The following is a 23,723-nucleotide window of genomic DNA, read 5'->3' as shown; positions in this document are numbered from 1 at the left end:
CCTTTTATCCTGTCATTGTTGATGAGCGATTGGAAAGAGGGGAAACGGGAGGAGGATAGTCGCTGTCCATCTCCCCCGCTTGCCGTCCGTTCCATGCCACCACCAATGCACCGCCCACCAGACCGATGACACCTCCGATGATCAGGCCGCCGGCCGCACCGACAAACGACAGAATGGAAGCAAGGATGAGAAAACTGCCGAATACTACATGGCTTTGCGGCTTGATGATGCTTAAAATCGCCAAAACCACCATTACTAAGCCTGTGACCAATCCGGCCCACATCAGCCCACTTCCAGGAAGCAGAAGCATGGGGAATACACTGATGCCTACCATCAAGACAAACCCTGCCCCTATCATCGCCAACACCGATCCTAAAACAGGGCGACGGCGGTTGACAGCAAGCAAATACCCGACAGCACACGGCAATATCCAACCGAAGGCATAGGATAACAGAGGACCGACGAAGCGGGCGGCGGTGCGGACAGACAAAAAGCCGTAATGGACAAAGGAAGCGACGATGATAGCCACGATTCCACCGACCACGACTCCCCGTACCGGGCGGCGGACAGACGTCCATGCTTGCCGCCAAGTTTCAGCGTTTCTCTTTTTCCAAGCAACGCCAATGACAACCCCAAGCAGCACAAAGGCGAGAATGACCGTCGTCTGCACCACCATTGGAATGGAGCGCACCCATGTTTGCCACGGTACCGCCCGCTCGGCGGCAAAAAAGGCGTTCAACGCGCAAAATGTGGCTAGGGATCCTCCAAAAAACAACCACACGTAATGAAACCGTGTACGAATGTATCGTCCTTGCCTTTCTTGTTTCTCGATGATGTCTTGGGCAAAAAAAGCGGCAAGCACACTGCTAGCTATCCCTCCCGCCGCAGCGCCGACCGTTCCAAGCGACACCCATTGGCTCCCACCTACAAGCATCCCCGGCAACAAAGCGGCCGCTCCGTATTTCACGCGGACGATCGCCGTTGGGCGGTTCGAAAAAAACGGGATAAGCAAGGAGAGAGCGACTGCTAGCAGCAGTCCCCCCAACAGCGCTCCGTTTCCTCCACCGCCAACGACGATTCCGCCGATAAACGCGCCCGTCAGTGCTCCGATGGTCGTCATTTGCCCGATTTCAACTAGCTTCCTCATCATCCCATCTTGCCTCCTTTACCTCTTTTTCGTTCTTTTTGGCTCATCATTAGCCTAAAAGGCTGGCAATTGAAGAGTCCGATTACCTCGCGCCACCGCTTCTCGGGATCGTTTCTCAAGTAGAAAAAACTGGCTGCATTATCCTTTATGTTCAGGCGCCGATCAAGGCAACCAGCGGTTTTTCACCAACCTTTTCAGGAGCAAGCCGCTTCCCCCCTCGTTTCTCAAATAGAAAAGCTCTAAGGCATCGCCTTTCACACCCTTCCCATTTCTCGAGTGAAACAACCGGTTTTCACCAGTCTTCTACACGCGCCGCCGTTTGTTTCTTGACCAAGAACGATCGTTCTGTTTTACACCAACTGATCATCTATAAACGCGCCACCGTTCGTCGCTTGGCTCCCTCTTCCTCTCCCCTTTATTTGCCAAAAGCGATGAAGAGAAGAAAATTTTCCAGCATGAAAAAACCGGCGCACAGTCGTTAAGCATAAATGCGTGATCACACAGGAAACAAGATGACAACTCGAACTTCTTATTTATTTTGGGAGGAATAGGGGATGGACAACTCGCGTCCCAATGATGATCAGACCGAATTAAAAGTCGCCGATCCGGCTCCCATCTTTCATGTTAGCGATCACTTTCAGCTTCATGTTCGGGATGGTGATCGAACCTGCCGACATGTAATGCGTATTCAAGCTCGGTTTATCAAGCGTTAAGTTCGGCGCGCTTAAGTCGATGACGTTGAGCGGGTTGTCGGTTTTATGCTCTTGCGTCTCCAAACCGGCAAATGACGTGCTATCCGCTTGAATGCCAGTGACGCGCAGTTTCAAATTTTGTCCGCTTACATTGCCGCCGGTGACAACGACATCGATGCTTTTAATGCCGTAAGCGCCGAGAGCTGACTCGGTGTTAATGTTTTTCGCCAGCACCAAATTGGTGATATTCGCTGACGCCAAGTCAATGGCTGCTTGCCCCCAAGCCCCTCTTTGTTCCGTTTCACCGATGGCAGGATACAGTTTAAATCCGGTTCCTGTAATTTTATCGGCGCTGATCGTAAATCCCCCAACACCTGACAGCGGAAACGCGGCAAACGCCGTGCCTGACAAAAGCAACATAGCCACTAGAGCGATGACCGCGAGAAATCCCGCTCCGCCCGCAATCGCAAATCGTTTTGGATTGACCGCAAACAAGTTCCCCATTTTTCATGCCCCCCTCGTTTTCTCCCATGAAATGATCATTTTCCTCCTATTCCCCCCAAAATAAATACCTTGTTTCCTAACAAAACCAACTATGTTTGATCACAAAAGCCTTTCTCTCCCCCTGCTGTCGGTTCCCATTATTGAATGTGACGTTCTCACGCCCGTTCCATTCCTTGCTCTCTTGTTGCTTTCTGGCTTCCTCCAAAAGAAAACGATCGAAAGCGATTTTTTTCTTCTGTCAAGACGCGGGCGGGCGAAACCCGCCCGTCTGCTCGGAATTAAGCATATTCGCTCTCGATCTCGAATCGAAAAAAGCGCTTCTGATAAAGAGAAACCGCTCTTTTCCACGAGCCTTTTAAAATTCGGCCGCTGTTTTTTCTAGCTCCTCGACGCTGTCATACCGCTTCGTGCGGCTGATTTGTTTTTTGCGGATGTGAAACTGTTTGACCACATAGTTGGTTAGCATGTCATAGTCAATTTCCAGACTCCGTGCGCGGGCGAGGTGCTGCTGGCGTTTGCCAAGCTCGGTCAAATAGGCGACATATCCGGAGACGTGCGGCCATAATTCGTCCATATAGCGGATGAACAACTCATAATATCGTTCGTTTTCATTGACAAGCCGCTGGATCGTATAAATGCCGAACTGAATGTGCCGGCCTTCGTCCATGTTCAAATAATCGATGCCTTGGAGCAGCCCTGGGAACAGCCCGGCTTTTTTGTAAATTTGCCGGAACGTGTAATATCCCGATTCGGCCAGTGTTCCTTCGACAATCATGTTGTACACCGTGGCGGCGCGGATGATCGCTTCCGGCGAGTCGTCGCTATACAGGCGGTCCATCGCTTCCGGCAGCGCTTCGTAAAAGATGCGTTTGTAATGGTCGTTATGAAAGACGGACAAGTCCATCTGCCCGATGCCGACGGCTTGCTGCCAGCGGGAAAACATCTCGACATGCTTCGCTTCGTCGTGCATAAACGTCGTCAAAAACAGGACGTCCTCGAGCCGCCCTTGGCGCGCGAGGGCGTTTGTCATCGGCAAGATGTCGAGCGTCACCGCCTCTTCGCCGGCGGAAAACCCGGCGACAAGCGGCAAAGCCGATATTTTTTCTTCGCTCGTCAAGCTGGCAAAATCGGTTTGGTCTTGGCTGAAATCGATGTCGGCCGGATTCCATTTCCCGTTGCGCTTCGCTTTTTCATACAATTTGTACATCGGATGCTCCCAATCGATCGTGCCTTTCACCGTTTGAAACCCATCGTGGCGAGTCATCGCGTTTCTCCTCCTTTTAAGGTTGTTAATGTAAGGAAACAAGGCGCTCCCAACCGCGCTGTTCAAGCGAAAACATGTCGCGGCACCATCACGCGTTCTTTTCAGCTTCTCACAAACCGACCGGTTGTCACCGGTCTTTTCCTACGCTGGTGATGGCATCGCACCTCCCGTTTTCCGGCCTTGGTTTTCCCATCGAAACGCTTTGTCACATTTACACGCGTTTCCCCATCCATGGAAGGGAAACGGCTGTTTTTCGCCAGCCTTTTCCCTCTCTTAAAACAACGTCAGCGGCCGGTCGTTTACGTCGCAAATGACGGTTTTCGTCTCCAAATACGGTTCAAGCGCCTGCATCCCGAGCTCGCGGCCGAGGCCGCTCTGCTTATAGCCGCCAAACGGGGCGGTCGGCGACAGCACTTGATACGTGTTGATCCATACCGTTCCGCTTTTCACCCGGCGCGCCAAGCGGAGCGCCCGCTTGATATCGTTCGTCCAAACAGCGGCAGCGAGTCCGTAGATCGTATCGTTGGCAAGGCGAACCGCTTCTTCCTCATCGGCGAACGGAATCACGGCCGCCACCGGACCGAAAATTTCTTCACGGGCGATGCGCATCGACGGCTTGACATCGGCAAAAATCGTCGGCTCGATAAAGTAGCCGCCGAGCTCCGGCCGCGCGTTTCCTCCAGCGACCAGTTTCGCTCCCTCCTGCCGGCCGATGTCAATGTAGCGCAGCACTTTGTCGTACTGCTCGCGGCTGACGACCGGGCCAATGTCGGTGCGGGCGCTCATCCCGGGGCCCATTCGCAATGTGTTGGCCCGGTCGGCCAACAGCTGAACGAACGTTTCATACACCGACCGTTCGACTAAAATGCGGCTTCCCGCTTGGCATACTTGCCCGGAGTTGTAGAACACGCCAAACAGCGCGCTTTTGGCCGCCTGTTCGAGATCCGCATCAGCAAAGATGATGTTCGGCGACTTGCCGCCGAGCTCAAGCGTCACCCGCTTAATGTGGGGAGCGGCCGCCTGCAAGATGTGGCGCCCCGTTGCCGTCTCGCCAGTAAACGCGATTTTCGGCACGCGCGGATGGCGGACGAGCGCTTTGCCCGCTTCATCCCGCCCCGGCAGGACGTTGACAACGCCGTCCGGCACGCCGGCTTCTTGGCAAAGTTCGGCGAGTTTAAGCGCCGTCAGCGGCGTCTCCGGGGCCGGTTTTACCACCATCGTACAGCCCGCCGCCAGCGCCGGAGCGATTTTCCATGTCGGCATCAAAAGCGGGAAGTTCCATGGCGTAATCAGTCCCGCCACCCCGATCGGCTCCTTGACCGTCCACGCCATATAGTCAGGGGCGGTGCCGGCGACGGAAAACGGTAGCACCTCTCCTTGCGGCTTGACGACAAGCGAGGCGAAAAAGTCGAAACAGTCGGCGGCGAGCGGAATTTCGATAAACCGCGCCATGTTGATCGGCATGCCGTTTTCCCTTGTCATCAGCCGGGCCAGTTCATCGTGATGCTGGCGGATCAGTTCAGCGATGCGGCGCAAGATGCGTCCGCGCTCAAGCGGGGAAATGGCCAGCCAGCGCCGATCCGAAAACGCCTCTTCGGCGACGGTGACCGCCGCGTCGATATCGTCCTCGCCAGCGTCGGCGACGCGGGCCGTCACTTCGCCCGTCGCCGGGTCGATGACGTCAAACCGTTTGCCGCTGGCGGCCGGCCGCCATTCTCCATCAATCCATAAATCGGCTTCCGTCGTTTGCATCGAAATCATTGCCGTCTCCTCCTTTCCATCGCTCCATGTTCTCGATTGATCGGATTTTGAACCAAGCTATCGCAATAAATCGCTGCGGCCGATTTCTTGCAAATAGTCGCGGTACGCCGGATAGATGGCGTCAAGCTGCGGCAGCACTTTCAATGCGTTCACGAGCGGTCCTTGCACTTTGATTTGTTGGCGGGCAAGCGCCTGCTGCAAATCGAGCCGCCCGAGCCAAAATTTATGTCCGACATCGGCGCTCTGTTCAAAGATGAGCTCCGGCCGCAAGTCCGTCTCGCCGCAGACGATTTTCAGTCTCCCGTTTTCATGCGTCCACGTAATTTTCGCTTCCGGCTTATGAAAAATATATTGGACATACGCGTCATAGCCGGGGGTTAACTCTGTCGAGGCGATCAATTCCTTCGACTCGTCCGTCTCGGCCACTTTTTCAAAAAAGCGGCCGAGAACGTCATACAGCTCCTGCTCACTTTGAAACACCGGCATCTCGTTTTCCCCTTTCCCAGTCGGTGATGATCGTCAAGACGATCGCCTTGTTCCTTCTAAATCGCGATGACCGCCAAGACGAGCCCTTGCTCTTTCTAAGCCACGGTCACCAGCAAGACGATTGCCTTGTTCCTTCTAAGCTGCGGTCACCGGCAAGATCCTCTCCTGTTCCTCCTAAGTTGGCGGTGATCGCCAAGACGATCTCTTTGTTCTTTCTAAGTCGGCGATATCGCCTCAAGACGTTCTCCCTATACCTTGCACATCGGTGATGGCGCCGAATGAGCGGCCGCCTTCCGAAATCCGGCTTCCGGCCGCATTCCCAAGCTCAGCGGTCCAAGCTCGCCGTGAGAGGCATCGCCTCCTTGTTGGTGCGTGTTTATTCCTCAAAGCGGATCAGGCCGCGGATGTTTTGTCCGCTCTTTAAGGCGGCGAAGCCGTCGTTGATTTGTTCGAGCGCATAGACGGCGCTGATGAGCGGTTCCAGCTTCAACTTGCCCGCCGCGTACAAGTCGAGCAGCTTCGGATAGTCGACCGGGGGATTGCCTTGGCCGAGCCACACCCCTGTCAACGTCTTTGCCTGCGACGGCAAGGAGAAGGCGTTGATTTCCACCGTTTCATGCGGAGCGGCGATGCCGACGATGACCGTCATCCCCGCCTTTCTCGTCATGTTGTACGCGTCCGCCATCGTTTCCGGGCGGCCGATCGCTTCAAACGCGTAGTCGACGCCGAGGCCGTCCGTCAAGTCGAGAACCGCGCTGACGGCATCTTCGTCGCCGGCGTTGACCGTATGCGTCGCCCCGAACGTTTTCGTCATCGTCAATTTTTCCTCGACAATGTCGATGGCGATAATTTGTTTGGCCCCGGCGAGCGCCGCTCCTTGGATGATGTTGAAGCCGACGCCACCGGCGCCGATGACGGCCACCGTGCTGCCGGGGCGCACCCGCGCGGCATGGATGACCGCCCCCACCCCGGTCATGACGCTGCAGCTGATCAAGGCCGCCAATTCAAACGGCACATCGCGGCGAATCGGAATCGCTGCCTGTTCCGGCACGATCGTGCGCTCGCTGAACGCCCCGGCGGTGAGAAATTGATAGACTGGCTTTCCACCAAGGGAAAAACGCGTCGTCCCGTCCGGCAGCGTGCCGGTCGCCGTCAGCCGGGCCGCCGCTTCGCATAAGTCGGGCCGGCCAAGGCGGCAATAAGGACAGCGGCCGCACGACGGCACCCAATTGAGCACAACGTGGTCGCCGGCTTGAACGCTCGTCACTCCCTCGCCCACCTCCTCAACGATGCCTGCCCCTTCATGGCCGAGCACCAGCGGCAAAGGAAGCGGCAGCTGGCCTTGCACGACATGCCAATCGCTATGGCAGAGGCCGGCCGCTTTCATTTTCACTTTTACTTCCCCAAACCGGGGGGCAGCTAAATCCAGCTCCTCGATCGCCAGCGGCTCCCCGTAATGGTGCAACACCGCCGCTTTCACCATCGTTGTTCTCCCCTTTCACCGCCTTATCGCTCCCGCCTGTCAGCGAAATCCGCGTTTGCTTCACGGGCGCCGCCTTGACCTCGCAGCGCCTCCAAGTAGGTGTTCCATTCCTCTTGCAAGGCGGTTTTTAGCTTGAACAGGCCAAGAACGAGCGAGCGGGTGGAATGGTCATGCAAAAACACTTCGCGAAACGCGTCCGCGAATTCTTCCCGTTTTCCGGGGATGCCATGGTCTTTTCCATACAGCAAATGCCTCTCCAACAGGCGCCGAATTACCGGGCTTCCCGGTCCGCCACTTTGGCGGTAAAACGCTTCGATACGCTGGGACATCGTCCATTCCTCATGCTCGTCGCGCACATCGTTCCCTCCTTTAGCGACAATGTGGCACGATGCGCTCGTGCCCGGGACCAGCACTCTTCGTTGCGGATCGATCCGATCGCGGCCATTATCGGATGGCGTTCCTATCCAGCGAACATGGCTAGCACTCTTCATCGCGGATCGATTCGATTGCCGTAGCGGAAGCTTTCCCTTCCAGAACCGCGCCGACCGCCTGATGCCGATTTTTTCAACAAGCTAGGTTAAAACCGCGGCCGTTGCTTGCGCGTGCGGAACAGCCGCCAACCAAGAAACACCACCAAGAGGAACGAAACAGCCAATCCGATGTTGGCGATCGTCGTTTTGTCCATCCCCCAAAACGTTCCGCCCGGGATGCTGGCGACAATCAATCCGGTGGCGACGATAATGGCAAACGCGAGGAGGGAAAGCACCAGCCGGTTGGCAATTTGGTTGAGCGTATTGCGCGTCACCGGGTCGGTTTGCAGCTGCACGGTCAGGCGCCATTTGTTTTCCGCCACCGTCTCGAGCACTTTGTTGAACCGGCGCGGCAAGGTGGCGACCAATTCGGCCGTTTCAGCGACGAGGCTGGCGTTGGCGCGGAAATTAAAACGCTTTCCGAGAATGCTTTTTAAAATCGGGATTTCATACGCCTCGATGACTTCGCCGTACGAGATTTCCGGACAAATCCAGCGCGCCGTCCCTTCGGTCGCGGAAAACCCTTTCGCCCAAAGCGCCAAGCCGTTTGGAACTTTGCAATAATTGCGAAGCCCGATCGCCGTCGCTTCAAGGACGAGGCGGCCGTAATTGTAGCGGCTGCTTCCCTGGTGGGCGGACACATAGTTTAACGTCAGCGTCCGCAGTTCATCTTTCAATTTGACGACATCGGTGTAGATGGTCGGCGACATGAGCTCCATAAACACTTCGACGGCGTCTTCTGCTTGGTTGAGCTGGATGTGCAAAATGACGCGCATCAAAATTTGCGCCATCACGCTGTCCATCCGCCCGGTCATTCCCCAGTCGATGATGACCGCTTTTTTCGTCCGCTTGTCGATCATGATGTTGGAACCGTGGGCGTCGGCATGATAATGGCCATCGAGCATCATCTGCACATAATGGTGAACGAGGTCGATCATAATGTTGACCCGCTCTTCAAAGGTGAGAAAATCAACGGGGAAATCTTTTATGAGCCAGCCGTCGATGTATTCCATGATTAAGACGCTTTTCGTCGCTTCGTACACGTGCGGAACCGTGACATGTTCGGCCCTCCTTTCGTATTTTTGCTTCATCTCTTGCATTTTTCGCGCTTCTTCCGTCATATCCAGCTCATCCATGGCGCTGCTGTAGTAATCTTGCACGAGCCCCCCAAGATCGAGGGCGGCCTGCAGTTCAGGGGGCAGCCGCTTCTGCAGACGGGCGGCCATTTTTTTGATAACAGCGATGTCGGTTTGAAACAGCTTTTCGACCGTCGGGCGCACGACTTTGACCGCGACGACCGGCCCGTCTTTCAGCTTGGCTTTGTATACTTGGGCAAGCGACGCCGAACCGAGCGGCGTTTCTTCGATCCATTCAAACGTCTCAAGACCGTCCGGAAGCTCACGTTCGAGAATGTACTCGATTTTCGCAAACTCGATCGGCGGCACTCGGTCAAGCAACCGTTCGAGCTCGAGCGTGATCGGCTCCGGCAGCAAATCTTGCCTGGTGACGAGCACCTGCCCAAGCTTGATGAACGTTGGGCCGAGCTCCTCAAACGCTAGGCGGAGCCGGCGGCCGATTTGGCGCAACGAAGTACTATCTCCTTCTTTTCCTCGCAGTTTATGGGCGATGATGTCGCTAAACACTACGCCAAGTCCGTTTTTGACAAACGTTGTCATGATTTTTCGCCGTCGCCTTCCCGCCGTGATGGCGGCCAGCTCGGCTTCAATGGCGGCGCTGACCGCCGTAAAATCGCGCTTTTGTTTCGGTTTGGCTGTTTCGATCGATGCGTGCAAACCGCTCCCCTCCTCTCCGCTTTACAAGCGTTCAATCATGGTGGCGGTCGCCATGCCAAATCCGATGCACATCACTTGCAAACCGTAAGTCCCGTTCATGTCTTCGAGTTCATGCAGCAACGTCGTCAGCAGCCGCGCCCCGCTCGCGCCAAGCGGGTGTCCGAGGGCGATCGCTCCGCCGCGCGGATTCACTTTCGCCATATCCGGCTCAAGCTCCCGCTCCCATGCTTTGACGACCGAAGCGAACGCTTCATTGATTTCGATGACATCGATTTGGTCCAGGCGCAGCCCCGCTTTTTCGAGCACGCGGCGCGTGGCCGGGATGACGCCGGTAAGCATCAGAATCGGGTCTTCGCCGACGACCGCGCGGGCGATGATGCGGGCTCTCGGCCGCAACCCGAGCTGCCGGGCTTTTTCCGCCGACATGAGCAGCACGCCGGCCGCTCCGTCGCTCACTTGGCTTGAGTTGCCGGCCGTGATGACACCGCCTTTGGGCTGAAATGATGGCGTTAACGCTGCCAACTTTTCCCTCGATGTATCGCGGCGGATTCCTTCATCATGGGCAACTGTCATCGTTCCGTTTTCGCCCTGCACTTCAAGTGGGATGATTTCCCGCGCAAACATTCCACCATCGGTGGCTGCCGCCGCTTTTTGATGGCTGGTGAGCGCAAACGCGTCCAACTCGTCGCGCGACAACCCCCATTTTTTCGCGATCATCTCGGCGGAAATCCCTTGCGGCACGATGTTGTACCGACTTGTCAGCTGGCGGCTGAATCGCCCCATATCGCTTCCCATCGGAACGCGGGTCATGCTTTCTACGCCGGCAGCGATGACGATGTCCATGTCGCCGGCCAAAATCGCTTGCGCCGCGTTATGGATGGCCTGCTGACTCGAGCCGCACATCCGGTTTAACGAAAACGCCGGCACTTCGACCGGAAAGCCGGCAGCGAGCGCGGCTTGACGGGCGATGTTGCCGCCTTGCTCCCCGGTCATCGTCACGCAGCCGACAACGATATCTTCCACCAAGCCGGCGTCCAATCCGTTTCGTTCGACAAGCGCCCGCAGCACCGGAACAAGCAAGTCAACCGGATGGACGTTGGCGAACGCTCCTTTTTTCTTGCCGATCGCCGTGCGCACGGCATCGACAATGACCACTTCCCTCATGCCGCTCCTCCTGTTCTGTCTGAAAATCGGTCTGCTCGAAATCGTTGAGCGATTTGGCGAGTGCCTCTCACGCTCGGATCATCATCGATCCGCTCTCCCCTTAGCGAGCTGCTGCGGGCCGCCGAAGCCGCGCCGCTTCCGATCCGAGCCCACCTTCACTTGCTGGCCTTAGCCAACAACATTTCCCCCGCGGTGCCCGCTTCGGGTGTAGGCTCACAGTCCGATAGCCGGTTGGCCAAACGTTTCTGACGCGGTGAGAACGCGAGGCTGCGCCACAGCCCAAAGGTCAGCTGGCGCTCGGCCACCACCGCGCTTTTGGCTCAAAACGTAAACAGTTCTATGCCTCCCGATACGTTCAACCCAATGCCGGTAATATATTTCGCCTTATCGGAGCAAAGAAAGACGATGGCGTTGGCGACGTCTTCGGGCTCACCCGGGCGGCGGAACGCCGTGCGCTGGATCATCCGTTCGTTCATTTTCGGGTTGCCCATGCGGAACGCTTCCGTATTGATAATGCCCGGCACGATGGCGTTCACCGTAATGCCGTAGCGCGCTCCTTCCAGCGCCATGCTTTTCGTAAAGCTCAACACCGCTCCTTTCGTCGCCGAGTAGCTCGCCTGCCCGAAGCCGCCGAGCGTGCCGGCGACGGACGACATGTTGATGATCCGCCCCCATCCTTGCTCTTTCATGTACGGCCACACGGCTTTCGTGCAGTTGTACGTGCCGGTCAAATTCACCCGCAAATCGCGCTCCCACAACGCATCGTTTTGCTTTTCGATTTGTGAAACGTGGTCAAGCGTGCCGGCGTTATTGACCAAAATGTCGATCGATCCGAACTCCTCTTTGACGCGGGCGAACACGTCCTTCACTTGCTCGCGGTCGGTGACGTCCATTTTGATCGCCATTGCCCGCCGCCCCATGGCGCGAATTTCTTCCGCTGTTTTTTCCGCGTACACGACGTTCGTGCTTTGCATCACTTGGGAGAGCGGTCCGTATTTTTGCGCTGTTTGCCTGCTTTCCTCATCCGATTCGAGCAAAATATCGGTGATGACGACATCAGCCCCCGCTTCCGCCAGCGCGAGCGCGTCCGCACGCCCGAGGCCGCGCGAAGCACCGGTGACGACCGCCACCTTTCCTTTCAACAATTCCGCCCACGATGACATCGCTGATCCCTCCGTTTATCGTAAAAATTGCGGTTGTTTCTTTTGGAAAAACGCCGCTAGCCCGATGGCCGGCTCCCCTGTTTGAAACGTGGCCGCAAAGGATGCCGCTTCAACAGCGAACCCATCCTCAGCGCACTCCTCGGCGGCATCGATCGCCCGCTTGGCCAGCCCCATCGCCCGCACCGCGCCTTCGGACAACTGTTCGGCAAACGATGCTACGTCTTCGTTCAGCCGTTCCGGAGCGGTCACGCGGTGAACGAGGCCGAGCGCGAGCGCTTCTTGCGGATCGAGCCGGCGGGCGAGAAAAATAAGCTCCGTCGCTTTCGCCCGTCCGACAAGGCGCGTCAGCCGCTGCGTCCCGCCTGCTCCTGGAATCAAGCCGAGGGAAACTTCCGTTAAGCCGATTTTGCCTCCGCCCATGATGCGGAAGTCGCAAGCGAGCGCCAATTCGCAGCCACCGCCGAGCGCATAGCCGTTGATGGCCGCGATCACCGGTTTCGGCATTTTGGCGAAGCGGTCGAAGCAGCGCTGCATGCGGGCGCTCTGTTCGACGATGCCGGCCTTATTGCCGGCCAACTGGCTTCCCCGCCGAATCATGTCCTTTAAGTCGGCGCCGGCGAGAAACGTTTTCGGATGGGCCGACGCAATGACGATCACGCGCACCTTGCTGTCGGCTTCCAGCTCATCGGCCGCTTGTTCCAATTCGTTCATCAACGTTTCACTAATGGCGTTGGCCGGCGGATGGTCGATGATCAGCCAAGCGACTCCTTTGTCCCGCCGTTCGATGCGAATCGTTTCGTAAGGCAAGTCACACTCTCTCCTTTCGTTCGCTGCGATGCCCCCGCCAACGGCGCTGGCCGCTCCGATGACGACCGAATCGACCGGGAACCGATGCCGATCGGGCGGGGATATCCTTGGCGACTGCGAGTCAGAGCGCCCAAGCTCGTTCCGCCCGAAACGAGTTGGGCATAGGAGACGTTATACATGGACGCCGTATGGCGCATACAACCGTCGGGCGGTGACAAGGCGCTGAATTTGCTGTGTGCCTTCAAAAATATCAAACACTTTCACGTCGCGATACAGTTTCTCCACCAAATGCCCATCAAGACCGACCGGGCCGAGCAGCTCAAGGCACATCGCGCATACGCGCAGCGCCATTTTGCCAGCCACCGCTTTGCAAATCGCCGCTTCCATCGCGTTCGCTTCGCCGATGTCCGCTTTCCACGCCGCTTCCCACGTGAGCAGCCGCGCCGCATCGATCTCTTGTTCCGCCTCGGCGAGCAGCTCAGCCGCTTCATAGTACAGCCGCCCTTGCTTCGGATAATCGCGGCGAACGATCTCGAGCGTATATTCGTAAGCCGCGCGGGCGATGCCGACCGCCATGGCGGCAACGATCGGCCTCGTGCTATCGAACGTTTTCATCGCCACTTGAAATCCGGATGGTTGATGGGCCGCGGCGCTGTACAACTCCTCTCCACCGAGCAAGTTTTCCGCCGGGACGAAGCAGTCTTCAAACACGAGCTCCGCTGTCTCGTTGGCGCGCAGCCCCATTTTATGGACGGTGCGCGTTGCCAAAAAGCCCGGCGTCCCTTTTTCGACGACAAACGCCCGGTGTCCGGCGCGGCCGAGCTTCGGATCGACCGTGGCGAACACGACGACCCATGAAGCGCGAGCACCGTTGGTAATGAAAATTTTTTGCCCGTTCAACACATAGCCGCCGTCAACTTTTCTCGCTGTCGTCCGAATGCCGGACGCATCCGAACCGGCCTCCGGTTCGGTCAGCGCGTACGCCCCCCAGCGCGGTTCGTCTTTCGTAAATATCGATAAAAAGCGCTGCTTCTGTTCCGGAGTGCCGCTTGACTGGATCGGCGGCCCGCCAAGGCCGGGACCGGGAAGGGATAAGGCAATGGCCGGGCAGCCCCACGCGAGCTCCTCGGCGGCAATCACCGCCACGCGGTTGCCTTCGCGTTCTTTTTTGTCCGGTTTCTGCCCCGCCGCTGGCGCCGACCGCCCGCCGCCGAATGACGATGTGTTCAGCTGGATGCCCATTTTGTTCACTTTTTGCAGCCACTCCTCCGGGACCCGTCCGAGCCGGTCGGCCTCGAGGGCAAGCGGGCGCACTTCGTGTTGGGCGAACCAATGAACGAGCTCTTTGATTTGTTTTTGCTGCGGTGACAACGCAAATGAAATCACGGTGCAACCCTCTCTTTCCGTTCGTCCAGCAGCTGTTCGCCGCGGCGGATGAACCAGTCCGTTTCCCGGGCATACAGCAGCACTTGCGCTTGGGCGTCGCGCATCCATTTTTCGGCCGGATATTCTTGCACATAGCCATGCCCGCCCAGCATTTGCACGGCTTGATCGGTGACGTAGCGCACCGACCGATGGGCGCGGGCGAGCGCCCGCCAAGCGAAGCCTTCCGCCGCCCTTCCTTGCTCGTCAACGCGGCAAGCGGCGGCCCAAGCGATGTTCCGGGCCCCGCGGCATTCAAACGCCATTTCCGCAACCGTAAACGATACACCTTGGAATTTGGCGATTTCCTGTCCGAACGCCTTGCGGCCAGCCGTGTATTCGATAGTGTAATCGAGCGCCGCTTCCATCAACCCGACTTCCTTCGCCGCTTCAAGCACGCACTGGCGGGCGCGGGCGTGCCCAAGCAAGGCCGACGCCTCCTCTCCGCGGGCAAGCACGCGGTCGTTGCCCGCGAACACATCGGAAAAGCGAATGCGCCCAAGCCCCGCGGCCAGCAGCCCGAGGCGGAAATCGCCTTCGATTGTCTCCCATGTGCGCTCATCGAAAACGACAATGACCGGTTCCCCCTCGTTATCCTTGCCGGCTGCAACCACCCAATCGGCAAAAGCGGCGCGCCGGACTGGCGCGGATGTCCCGTTGAGCCGATAACCGTCGCGGCTGCGGCGGACCTCGATCGTTTCTTCACCGTCGATGAAGGCCACCGTCGGCCATATTCCCGTTTGCCCCGCGTCCCGATACGGTCGCCAAACGGGATGCTCAGGCGCCTGACGCATGAGCGAGGCAGCTTCCCCGGGTCCGGGAAGCCCTTGAACAATCCCTAAATCCCCATAGCTGAGCACTTGCCAAATTTGCGCTTGGGATATGAGCGGAAGTTCCAGCCCACCCCAGCTTTCGGGAAGTTCAAGCCCTAAAAATCCCAACTCGTGAAGGCGTTTGGCGATGGATGCGCTTACAGAACGGCGCTGTTCACAGTCGCGGGCGCTCGGCCGCATCTCTTCAACGGCGATCGTTTTCGCCACTTCGCAAAACGCCCGCTCCTCTTCGGTCGGCCGAAATGAGATCATCGTTTCTCCCTCCTTTTATGCCAATCACAACGGGGCGCGTTCCGCTTATTCATTCCCGTCCACAGCGGCGGGAACGAACTCGTTCGCCCACTCGCGCAACGTTTTCTTGTCCGTTTTCCCGAGCAAATTTTTTGGCAAATAACCGACGATCTTCAAAAAGCGCGGGCTTTTGTATTTCGCCACTTTCTCTTGGCAAAAGCGAATGAGTTCCTCTTCCGTCACGCTCGCCCCGCGGCGGATGACGACGTAAGCGGCGACTTCTTCTCCCATCCTCGGCGACGGAACGCCGACAACGCCCGCTTCCAGCACATCAGGATGCGACATGAGCAGCTCTTCAAGATCGCGCGGGTAAATGTTGAATCCGCCGCGGATGATGACATCTTTTTTCCGGTCGACGATAAACACGTACCCGTCTTCATCGATGCGCGCCATGTCCCCGGTGTACAGCCAACCGTCGCGCAGCGCTCGACGCGTTTCTTCGTCTTTTCCATAGTAGCCGCAAAACACGTTCGGCCCAGAAACAATCAGCTCCCCCACCTCATTGGGCGGCAGAGGATTTCCTTGTTCATCGACAACGGCGACCTTCACCCCCGGCAGCGGCAGCCCGACCGATCCGGGCTTGATCGGTTTCGTCGGATCGGTTGCTGTAACGATGGGCGCCGCTTCTGACAGGCCGTAGCCTTCCAAAATCAAGCAGCCAAACTGGCGCTGAAACCGTTCGGCAAGCGCCGGCGGCAGCGAGGCGGAGCCGGACACGCAGGCCACTAGGCTGGAGGTGTCATACCGATCGGCCTCAGGAACATGACACAAGGCGTGAAACATGGCCGGCACCATCGCGGTGTGCGTGACCCGGTACATTTCGATGGCTGCAAGCACTTTTTTCGGCTCGAAATACGGCAGAAGAACGACACGTTCACCAAGCAGCAGCGCCACATTCATCATCGTAAAACCGAACGCATGAGAAATCGGCAACACCCCGAGGCCGACACGATCGCTCTTCATTTGCAGCAGCTTGGCCATTTCGGCCGCCGCTTCGGCATTGGCGTACAAGTTGCGGTGCGTCAGCACGACCCCCTTCGGCTGGCCGGTTGTTCCTGATGTATAAAGCAAGGCGGCCGCGTCGTTGTCCGTGATTTCCACCTCCGGCAGAGTGGCCAGGGCCTGCTTGATCCTCTCCCACAGCGAGTGAGGCGAGTTAGAAGGCTCGAGCGTCAACACGGACGGTGAGCGCAGCAAATCGCGCGCCGCTTCTCTCACTTTCCCGAGCAACATTTCCGCTGTCAGCACGACTTTCGGTTCGCAATCTTGAAAAATGTAATGGAGTTCCTGCGCCTGCAATAGCGGCAACACCGGCACAACGACTGCACCGGCCTTCACGACACCGCTGAAGGCGATCACGACTTCCGGGCTGTTCGGCATCGTCACGACAACGCGGTCGCCCGGCCTGACCCCTAGCTCGATCAACGTGTGAGCCAATTGGGACGAACGGGCGTCGCACTCGACGTTCGTGTACTCTTTTCCTTCAAATATCAACGCCGCGTAAGGACCGAACTGCTCGATGTTTTTTGTCCAAATCGTGCGCAAATCCATGCCCTCGTCTCCTTTTAGCCAAAATGGGCGGGCTGATGAAAAAGGGCAAGCCCGCCGTCTTTGTTTGCCTGTTGCTCCATGCTGTCATCGCTCTCGGAACATCCCGCTTTGCTCATTGGTTGGCGCTGTTGTAGGCAGCCAACACTTCCTGCAGCCGCAGCGCCAACCCCATATCCCCATCGATGCGAAGCCGCCCGCTCATGAACGCTTCCGTTCCGTTGAGCTCGCCGTCGACCATTTTTTTGAAATCGTCGCTGTCCATGCTGAGCGTGCAATCGGCCGTCTCCTGTTCTCCTTCAACGACAAATCCGGCATCCGGGCGCAGGACGACTTGATACACCCCCGGATCGGCTCCGCTCAAATTGAATTGGTACACGGCGACAATCCCATCAGCACGGGACGGGTCTTCCTTCAACTGCGAATCAATCAGCTGAAAAATGTCTTTTACGGCTGTCATCTTCATATCCTCCCTAAAATTTTGAACTATCTGAAATTTATTTCCGCACTTTTACTATATCGCCTTTCCCACCGCCGTCCTATCCCGAACTTTGTCGGGACTTTCCCTTCTCGCCCTTGGCGTTTCCCGATATTTTTACGTTTGCAGCGCCCGCAGAAGCGCCGGCTCATCGATGAGCTCCAAGTAGCGCCGGTAAAGCGGAAACGCCGGCACGATGCGCGGCAGCAGCTGGAGCGCCTTCGCTTTCGACCCTTTGACTCTCATTTTTCCCGTTATGAGGGCTAACGGGACGCTAATATTGCCACCCCAAAATTGATGGGCGACATCCCCGGTTGTTACAATGGCGACGTCAGGCTGATCGAGCTCCCGTCCGAACAGCACTTTGTAATGTTCGCCGGGCGTTGGCCGCCTCGCATCGATGCTGATGACCGCTTCCGGATCGGTCAAGTAAAAGACGAACGCGGCGCGGGAACGGCGGATTTGCTCGCCGATGCGGTTGATTTGCTCCAATTCGTTCCCTTGTTCATAATAGGCGGGATGATGGCCCCACCATGCGCGCAGCTCTTCCCATGTTCGTTCACGAGTCGCAATATTCATGAATTCACCGATAACCTGATAAAAATGGACATCATCACGAAAAATAGGCACGTTCATGCCCTCCTTCCATACCTTTCTCCCCTTCCACCATAAATCAAAACAAAACGATGCACCATTCCGAATTTTGAGGGGGAAACAAACCAGCCAAGATACCGGGATAGCCGCCGCCCCCCCTCTCTCCAGAAGCGAAAAATCGATGTTGCTGCACATATGAAATATCCCTCACATCATTCATCCTGCTAACCGTTGCCACACAATTCGGCGAGCTTGGCTAGGTTCGGATTATGGTTGCGCCATACTTTCGGTTCTTAGGCAAAACAATGAAGGCAGATCTAAGAGGGCGGTGAAAAACGGTTGTTTCTCTTGAGCAATGGGGGAACGTTTGAAAGGCGCTCTTGACGCGACAAGGCTTATCTGTTTGAGAAACGGGCTTGATCAGCGGCTTGCTCCCTTAAATCACCAGCCTCCTAAAGTATGCTGCAACCATGTTGGTTCTTTTCTCCTCTCCTTTCGAGCTTCGACCAGCTCCAAGGCTAGTTTTCTTGATTGTTTTCAATGGTGGCCTGACTTCCATGGGAGGCACTGAATTCTACCTCCAAAAAAGATATAAAATATAAATTGACATTCACATTCATTTTATATAAAATTTCAAATGAAATATAATATCATTAAAGAAAGAGAGGGATTATACATGCAAAACACCAACATGAAAAGATGGTGGATTCTTGGTTCATTATCACTAGGTTTGATTGCAGTAGGGCTAGATATTACGATTTTGAATGTAGCGTTGCCAACTTTAGCCACAGAACTCCATGCGTCAACAAGCGATCTTCAATGGTTTGTAGATTCGTACAATTTGGCCATGGCCGCCTTCCTTCTTCCAGCCGGCATGCTAGGTGACCGTTTCGGTCGGAAAAGGCTGCTGTTATTTGCCTTATGTTTATTTGGATTGGCTTCTATAGGCTGCGCTTATTCCAATTCTCCGGAAATATTGATCTGGATGAGGACGTTTCTTGGATTAGGAGCCGCTTTTCTGATCCCATTATCGATCTCCATTCTTCCGGTGCTGTTTTCCGAACGGGAGCGCACGAAGGCAATGATGATTTGGGCGACAGCGAATATGTTGGGGATTCCACTTGGGCCCATTGTCGGTGGATGGTTGCTTGAACATTACCAATGGGGATCGGTCTTCTTATTGAATCTTCCCTTTGTTGTTGTCGCGCTTGCAGCGGTCTCTTGGCTCATGCCGGAGTCGCGCAGCCCTCATCATTCTAAACTCGACTGGCTCGGAGTCTTGACATCAAGCGCCGGTCTTGTATCGATCACGTATGGAGCCATTAAAGCTGGAGAAAAAGGATGGAGCCATAATGAAGTCATTCTCTTTCTGGCCATTGGATGCTTCATGCTGTCTGTGTTTGCCATATTGGAGAAAAAGGTCAAACATCCACTTGTTGATCTGTCCCTTTTTCGCTCCCGCAGCTTTACTTTCGGGGCGATATTAGCCACATTGGCCACATATGCGCTGTTCGGTCTCTTATTCACGTTGCCCCAATATTTTCAATCAGTAGAAGGCAACGATACACTGGAAACAGGTTTGCGTTTGCTCCCTCTCATTGGAGGGCTGATCGTCGGAGCCAAGTCGGCCGATTTCCTCTTGGAAAAAATTGGACCCAAAAGCAACGCCTTCATCGGTTTTGTCTTTCTTGCCATCGGGTTAGGCATCGGCGGAACGACGCAGATCGACCATCCATACAAATTTATCGCTCTTTGGATCACGATAGTGGGGATCGGCTTAGGATTAGCGCTTCCCACTGCCATGGATGCAGCTTTAGGAGAACTGTCGGCGGAACGAAGCGGGGTTGGTTCAGCACTCATTATGGCATTGCGGCAAGCCGGAGGGTCGATTGGAGTAGCCGTTTTAGGCACGATTGTAAATTCACAGTATCGCAGTCGTATAGAAGCAATCCAGTTGCCGAGTCAGCTTAAACCTATAGTAAAACAAAGCGTATCAACAGGGGTGGAAGCAGCACATCAAATCCAATCGATGCAACTACTCTCTTCTGTGCGCAAAGCTTTTGTTCATGGAATGGAGGCCATGCTATGGACGTGTTGCGGAATCGCGATATTGGGCGCAATTTTGTCATTCGCCTTTTTGCCTAACCAATTCTCTAGCAAATCAAAACAAAGAATGTCAGTCCATTAAATGACGGATTTGTGCCCCTGATGAAAAAGCTGTACACTATAGATAAAGACAATATCTCTTATTTTCCTCAGACAATCTATGGGGCGGAGGTGAAATGATGTCTTCACAGGAGCAATCTCAATCAGGGCTAAGAGAGCGAAAAAAAGCGAAGACTAGAGCACTCATTCAACAAAGCGCCTTGCGCCTCTTTCGCGAGCAAGGCTACCATGCAACAACAGTCGAGCAAATCGCGAATGCGGCCGAAATCTCGCCCAGCACCTTTTTTCGTTATTTTCCAACAAAAGAATCGGTTGTGTTAGATGACGATTATGATCCGCTGATCATAGATGCATTCCGGAAACAACCACATCACCTTCATCCGATTCAAGCGTTTCGTCTGGCGCTGAAAGAAGTGTTTAACAGTCTGTCTGAAGCTGAGCGTTCTGCCATTCGCGAGCGCATCGAACTTGCTTTGACAGTGCGGGAACTGCGGGCAGCGGCATTTCATCAAGTCACCGCAACCGCGGAAATGATTTCTCGACTGTTAGCCGAACGTATGAGCCGCAAGCATGATGACATTTTTGTGCTCACTCTTACTGGAGCATTAATGGGAGCAGTATTATCAATGCAATTTTATTGTGTCCAGCATCATGAAACGGACTATATGAAGGTAATCGACGAAGCATTGGGATATTTAGAAAAAGGATTTGCTTTGCCAACCTAGCGGCTGTTCCTTTTTCACATGTTTTCTGTTCGGCTTGCTCAATAATGAAAAGGCTGTTCCAAAAGGTCAAAATACGATCTTTTGTGAACAGCCTTTTGTTTGTTGATTTATGAAACTCCTTGGCACTTTGTTTACAAATGCGCCAGCCGCATCACATCGCGGGCGATCATCACCTCTTCGTTCGTCGGAATGACGAGCACTTTGACCGGCGAGTGCGGATAGCTGATGAACGCTTCCTTGCCGCGCACTTTGTTGAGGATCGGATCCCAGTACACTCCCATGAACTCGAGGCCGCGCAAGACTTTCGCCCGCACGACGTCGCTGTTTTCGCCGATGCCGGCGGTGAAGATGATGGCATCGACCCCGCACATGCGCGCCGCATACGAGCCGATGTATTTATGAATCCGGTTCGCAAACACTTCAAGCGCGAGTTCCGCGCGCGCATTGCCTTCGGCGGCCGCTTTTTCCAAGTCGCGCAAATCGCTCGAGATGCCGGATATACCGAGCATGCCGCTCTTTTTGTTCAGCACGTCAATCACTTCATCGGCGGTCATTCCCGTTTTTTCCATAATGTACGGGATGAGCGCCGGGTCGATGTTGCCGGAGCGCGTCCCCATCGCCACGCCGGCTAATGGGGTGAAGCCCATGGACGTGTCGATCGACTTGCCGCCCTCCACCGCCGCGATGCTCGCTCCGTTGCCTAAATGGCACGAGATGAGGCGCAGCTGTTCGATCGGTCGGCCGAGAAGCTCCGCCGCTCGCTGGGTGACGTATTTGTGCGACGTGCCGTGGAATCCGTATTTGCGAATCCCATATTTCGTGTAATACTCGTACGGCAAGCTGTATAAAAACGATTGTTCCGGCATCGTTTGGTGAAACGCCGTATCAAATACCGCCACCGCCGGCACGTCCGGCAGCACTTCCTGAAACGCCCGAATGCCGACGAGGTTGGCCGGATTATGAAGGGGAGCGAGCTCGGACACCTCTTCGATTTGCCGGATCACTTCATCGGTAATCAGCACCGAATCGCTGAACTTTTCGCCGCCGTGGACGACGCGGTGCCCGATGCCATCGATCTCGGCAAACGAACGGATGATGCCGTAGCGAATGAGTTTATCCAGCAGCATTTTCACCGCCGCGGCATGGTCCGGAATCGCCGTCACTTCTTGATGCTTTTCGCCGTTTACGACGATGGTAAAAATCGCGTCGTCAAAACCGATCCGTTCGACCACCCCTTTGGTCAGCACCGTTTCCGCCGGCATCTCAAACAGCTGAAACTTCAACGAGGAACTTCCTGCATTAATGGCTAGCACTTTCGCCATAGACGTATCCCGCTCCTTTTTGACAAAAATCCGCTCGCGCTTGCCATTAGTGTGCGCGATGCGCGTCCGTTTCACTATGCCTTTTTCATTGTATGCACCCCGTTTCCCCGTTTCAAGCGCAGTTTTGGTTCGCAACCGGTTGCAAGAAAAAGTTTTTATGTTGCGAAAAATGAAAACGATGCTGATTACAAAGGGAGGGGCAAGAGCAAGCCTTGATCATCGAGAAGCCCCTCCTCTAGAAGGCTGGTGAAAAACGGTTGTTTCTTTTGAGCAATGGGGGGATCGTTTGAAAGGTGATCCTGATGCGATGAGGCTTTTCTATTTGAAAAACGGGCTTGATAAGCGGCTTGCCCGCTTAAATCACCGGTCTCCTAGGCGTGAGCGCAAGAGGGAGGAAGAGGCAACTTCCCGTTTGGCGGAGAGGCTTGGCGGGCCGGTGATCAAAAAAGGTGTCCCATCGCCATTGGGGACACCCTCTTGTCACTGTCCTTTTTCCGCAGTGATCCAGGCGTCGATTTTGGCCATCATCGCCTGCATCGCTGATTTATTGGAAAATCTAGGCAAATCAACAAGCAGCACGTGTTTGGGCTTTTTGACGTTTGGCCCTTTCTTTTGCAAAATCAACACGCTTTTGGCCGCCTGATCGTTTTTAAACATCGACAGCGGCAGCTGCAAGACGCCTTGAACGATGGCTGCCTCTTTTAAAAATTCGTTCAGCTGCCCCGCCTGCGGGCTTGAAAACAACGTATTCGGGATGAGGAAAAACAAGTAGCCCCCCTCTTTCGTATAGCGCAAGCTTTGCTCGATGAACAAATGGTGGGCGTACGACTTTCCTTCGGTTGCTTTTAAGGCGAAGCGGGCGGCATTGTCGTCATCCGGGTAATAGCCGACCGGCAGATCGCAGACGACAACATCGACCGGCTCGACAAACAGCGGCCTGAGACTGTCTTGGTTAAACAGTTGCACCGCATGCTTTTGCAAGTTGGCGTTGACATAGGCCAATTTGATGAGCAGGTCGTCGACATCGCTGCCGTAGCTGGCCGCCTGTTTGCCCCGCAGGCCGTTTAACACCGCCGTCAATAAATTCGCCGTGCCGACGGCTGGGTCGAGAATCGTCACCGCCAAATGCGAGCGCGTAAACTCGCGGACTAAATAGGCCAAAAACAAGCTGACCGCATCCGGGGTCATTTGATGATGCGGCTGGACATGCGTTCGCATCCCTTTTAGCACCGCGAGCTGGAACGCTTTGCGGATGTCTTCGTTTTGAAACCGTTCCAGCAGCAGTTCGCGATACTGCTTTTTCAACCGTTTCGCGTTCAGCTCGCTCACTTCGTCTTGCAACACGTCGCCATGAAACAAATTTTCTCCCGTCTCGGCAACAGCTTCCAAATACGTGCATTGCAATTCTTCTTGCAAAATCCGGGCCGTCTCGTCAACGACCGTGAACAACCGTTCAACTGGCGTCATCATCTATCCGTCCCCACCTTTCTACCAACGTCCCTTCTGTATATTGTACGCCCGTCCGCCTCACACCGCAAGAAAGGGGCCAA

Annotated in this window: 20 protein-coding genes; 2 read left to right on the top strand and 18 right to left on the bottom strand. The window is 55.5% G+C overall.

Annotated elements, in window-relative coordinates:
• Nucleotides 1-4: 4 nt before the first annotated feature.
• The 16 genes from NST29_RS04370 to NST29_RS04295 all read right to left on the bottom strand — a co-directional run bounded on the left by NST29_RS04370 (nucleotide 5) and on the right by NST29_RS04295 (nucleotide 17,996).
• Nucleotides 5-1,150, bottom strand: coding sequence for a DUF6114 domain-containing protein (locus NST29_RS04370; RefSeq protein WP_231559853.1), 1,146 nt, complete (start codon nucleotides 1,148-1,150; stop codon nucleotides 5-7).
• Between the two features lie 587 nt (nucleotides 1,151-1,737).
• Entirely contained in the window at nucleotides 1,738-2,343 is a 606-nt protein-coding gene (locus NST29_RS04365; RefSeq protein ID WP_033023471.1) for a DUF6230 family protein, read from the bottom strand.
• Nucleotides 2,344-2,698: 355 nt separating this feature from the next.
• Nucleotides 2,699-3,637 carry a R2-like ligand-binding oxidase gene (locus NST29_RS04360; protein WP_268746106.1) on the bottom strand — a complete coding sequence of 313 codons (939 nt, stop codon included), beginning with the start codon at nucleotides 3,635-3,637 and terminating at the stop codon, nucleotides 2,699-2,701.
• A 243-nt stretch (nucleotides 3,638-3,880) separates the two neighbouring features.
• Nucleotides 3,881-5,368, bottom strand: a complete 1,488-nt coding sequence (locus NST29_RS04355; RefSeq protein ID WP_033023468.1) for an aldehyde dehydrogenase family protein — start codon at nucleotides 5,366-5,368, stop codon at nucleotides 3,881-3,883.
• Between the two features lie 57 nt (nucleotides 5,369-5,425).
• A complete protein-coding gene (locus NST29_RS04350) occupies nucleotides 5,426-5,854 on the bottom strand; it encodes a hypothetical protein (RefSeq protein ID WP_033023467.1) in 429 nt (142 codons plus the stop codon).
• A gap of 376 nt (nucleotides 5,855-6,230) precedes the next feature.
• Complete coding sequence (locus NST29_RS04345) at nucleotides 6,231-7,337, bottom strand: Zn-dependent alcohol dehydrogenase (protein ID WP_051985134.1); 1,107 nt, start codon at nucleotides 7,335-7,337, stop codon at nucleotides 6,231-6,233.
• A 23-nt stretch (nucleotides 7,338-7,360) separates the two neighbouring features.
• Nucleotides 7,361-7,693: a hypothetical protein gene (locus NST29_RS04340; protein WP_033023465.1), complete on the bottom strand. Its 333-nt coding sequence runs from the start codon at nucleotides 7,691-7,693 to the stop codon at nucleotides 7,361-7,363.
• 221 nt (nucleotides 7,694-7,914) lie between these two features.
• A complete protein-coding gene (locus NST29_RS04335) occupies nucleotides 7,915-9,660 on the bottom strand; it encodes an AarF/UbiB family protein (RefSeq protein WP_033023464.1) in 1,746 nt (581 codons plus the stop codon).
• A gap of 21 nt (nucleotides 9,661-9,681) precedes the next feature.
• Entirely contained in the window at nucleotides 9,682-10,824 is a 1,143-nt protein-coding gene (locus tag NST29_RS04330; RefSeq protein ID WP_033023463.1) for a thiolase family protein, read from the bottom strand.
• A 320-nt stretch (nucleotides 10,825-11,144) separates the two neighbouring features.
• Nucleotides 11,145-11,987: a 3-oxoacyl-ACP reductase family protein gene (locus NST29_RS04325; RefSeq protein WP_033023461.1), complete on the bottom strand. Its 843-nt coding sequence runs from the start codon at nucleotides 11,985-11,987 to the stop codon at nucleotides 11,145-11,147.
• A 15-nt stretch (nucleotides 11,988-12,002) separates the two neighbouring features.
• On the bottom strand, nucleotides 12,003-12,794 hold the full coding sequence (locus NST29_RS04320) for an enoyl-CoA hydratase/isomerase family protein (protein WP_033023460.1): 792 nt from the start codon (nucleotides 12,792-12,794) through the stop codon (nucleotides 12,003-12,005).
• Between the two features lie 171 nt (nucleotides 12,795-12,965).
• Nucleotides 12,966-14,180, bottom strand: coding sequence for an acyl-CoA dehydrogenase family protein (locus NST29_RS04315; protein WP_033023458.1), 1,215 nt, complete (start codon nucleotides 14,178-14,180; stop codon nucleotides 12,966-12,968).
• Nucleotides 14,177-15,301 carry an acyl-CoA dehydrogenase family protein gene (locus NST29_RS04310; protein ID WP_033023457.1) on the bottom strand — a complete coding sequence of 375 codons (1,125 nt, stop codon included), beginning with the start codon at nucleotides 15,299-15,301 and terminating at the stop codon, nucleotides 14,177-14,179. Before NST29_RS04310 ends, NST29_RS04315 begins: the two co-directional genes overlap by 4 nt.
• 45 nt (nucleotides 15,302-15,346) lie before the next feature.
• The gene (locus NST29_RS04305) at nucleotides 15,347-16,891 is read right to left on the bottom strand and encodes a long-chain-fatty-acid--CoA ligase (RefSeq protein WP_033023455.1); all 1,545 of its coding nucleotides are present in this window, start codon (nucleotides 16,889-16,891) and stop codon (nucleotides 15,347-15,349) included.
• 112 nt (nucleotides 16,892-17,003) lie between these two features.
• Nucleotides 17,004-17,348, bottom strand: a complete 345-nt coding sequence (locus tag NST29_RS04300) for an SCP2 sterol-binding domain-containing protein (RefSeq protein WP_033844344.1) — start codon at nucleotides 17,346-17,348, stop codon at nucleotides 17,004-17,006.
• Between the two features lie 135 nt (nucleotides 17,349-17,483).
• Entirely contained in the window at nucleotides 17,484-17,996 is a 513-nt protein-coding gene (locus NST29_RS04295) for a hypothetical protein (RefSeq protein ID WP_033844993.1), read from the bottom strand.
• A gap of 640 nt (nucleotides 17,997-18,636) precedes the next feature.
• Between NST29_RS04295 and NST29_RS04290 the strand changes: the two genes are divergently transcribed.
• Nucleotides 18,637-20,148, top strand: coding sequence for a DHA2 family efflux MFS transporter permease subunit (locus NST29_RS04290; RefSeq protein ID WP_033023452.1), 1,512 nt, complete (start codon nucleotides 18,637-18,639; stop codon nucleotides 20,146-20,148).
• A 97-nt stretch (nucleotides 20,149-20,245) separates the two neighbouring features.
• Nucleotides 20,246-20,851, top strand: a complete 606-nt coding sequence (locus tag NST29_RS04285; protein ID WP_033023486.1) for a TetR family transcriptional regulator — start codon at nucleotides 20,246-20,248, stop codon at nucleotides 20,849-20,851.
• A gap of 131 nt (nucleotides 20,852-20,982) precedes the next feature.
• On the opposite strand, the gene NST29_RS04280 is transcribed toward NST29_RS04285, so the two are convergent.
• Both NST29_RS04280 and NST29_RS04275 read right to left on the bottom strand, forming a co-directional pair.
• Nucleotides 20,983-22,173, bottom strand: coding sequence for an acetate kinase (locus NST29_RS04280; protein WP_033023484.1), 1,191 nt, complete (start codon nucleotides 22,171-22,173; stop codon nucleotides 20,983-20,985).
• Nucleotides 22,174-22,653: 480 nt separating this feature from the next.
• Nucleotides 22,654-23,643 carry a class I SAM-dependent methyltransferase gene (locus tag NST29_RS04275; RefSeq protein WP_033844345.1) on the bottom strand — a complete coding sequence of 330 codons (990 nt, stop codon included), beginning with the start codon at nucleotides 23,641-23,643 and terminating at the stop codon, nucleotides 22,654-22,656.
• Nucleotides 23,644-23,723 lie beyond the last annotated feature (80 nt).

Origin of the sequence: Geobacillus sp. FSL W8-0026, assembly GCF_037966255.1 — a bacterium.
Lineage (GTDB): Bacteria > Bacillota > Bacilli > Bacillales > Anoxybacillaceae > Geobacillus > Geobacillus icigianus.
Note: the sequence above shows the minus strand (reverse complement) of the source record. Positions and strands in the feature narration are given on the sequence as shown.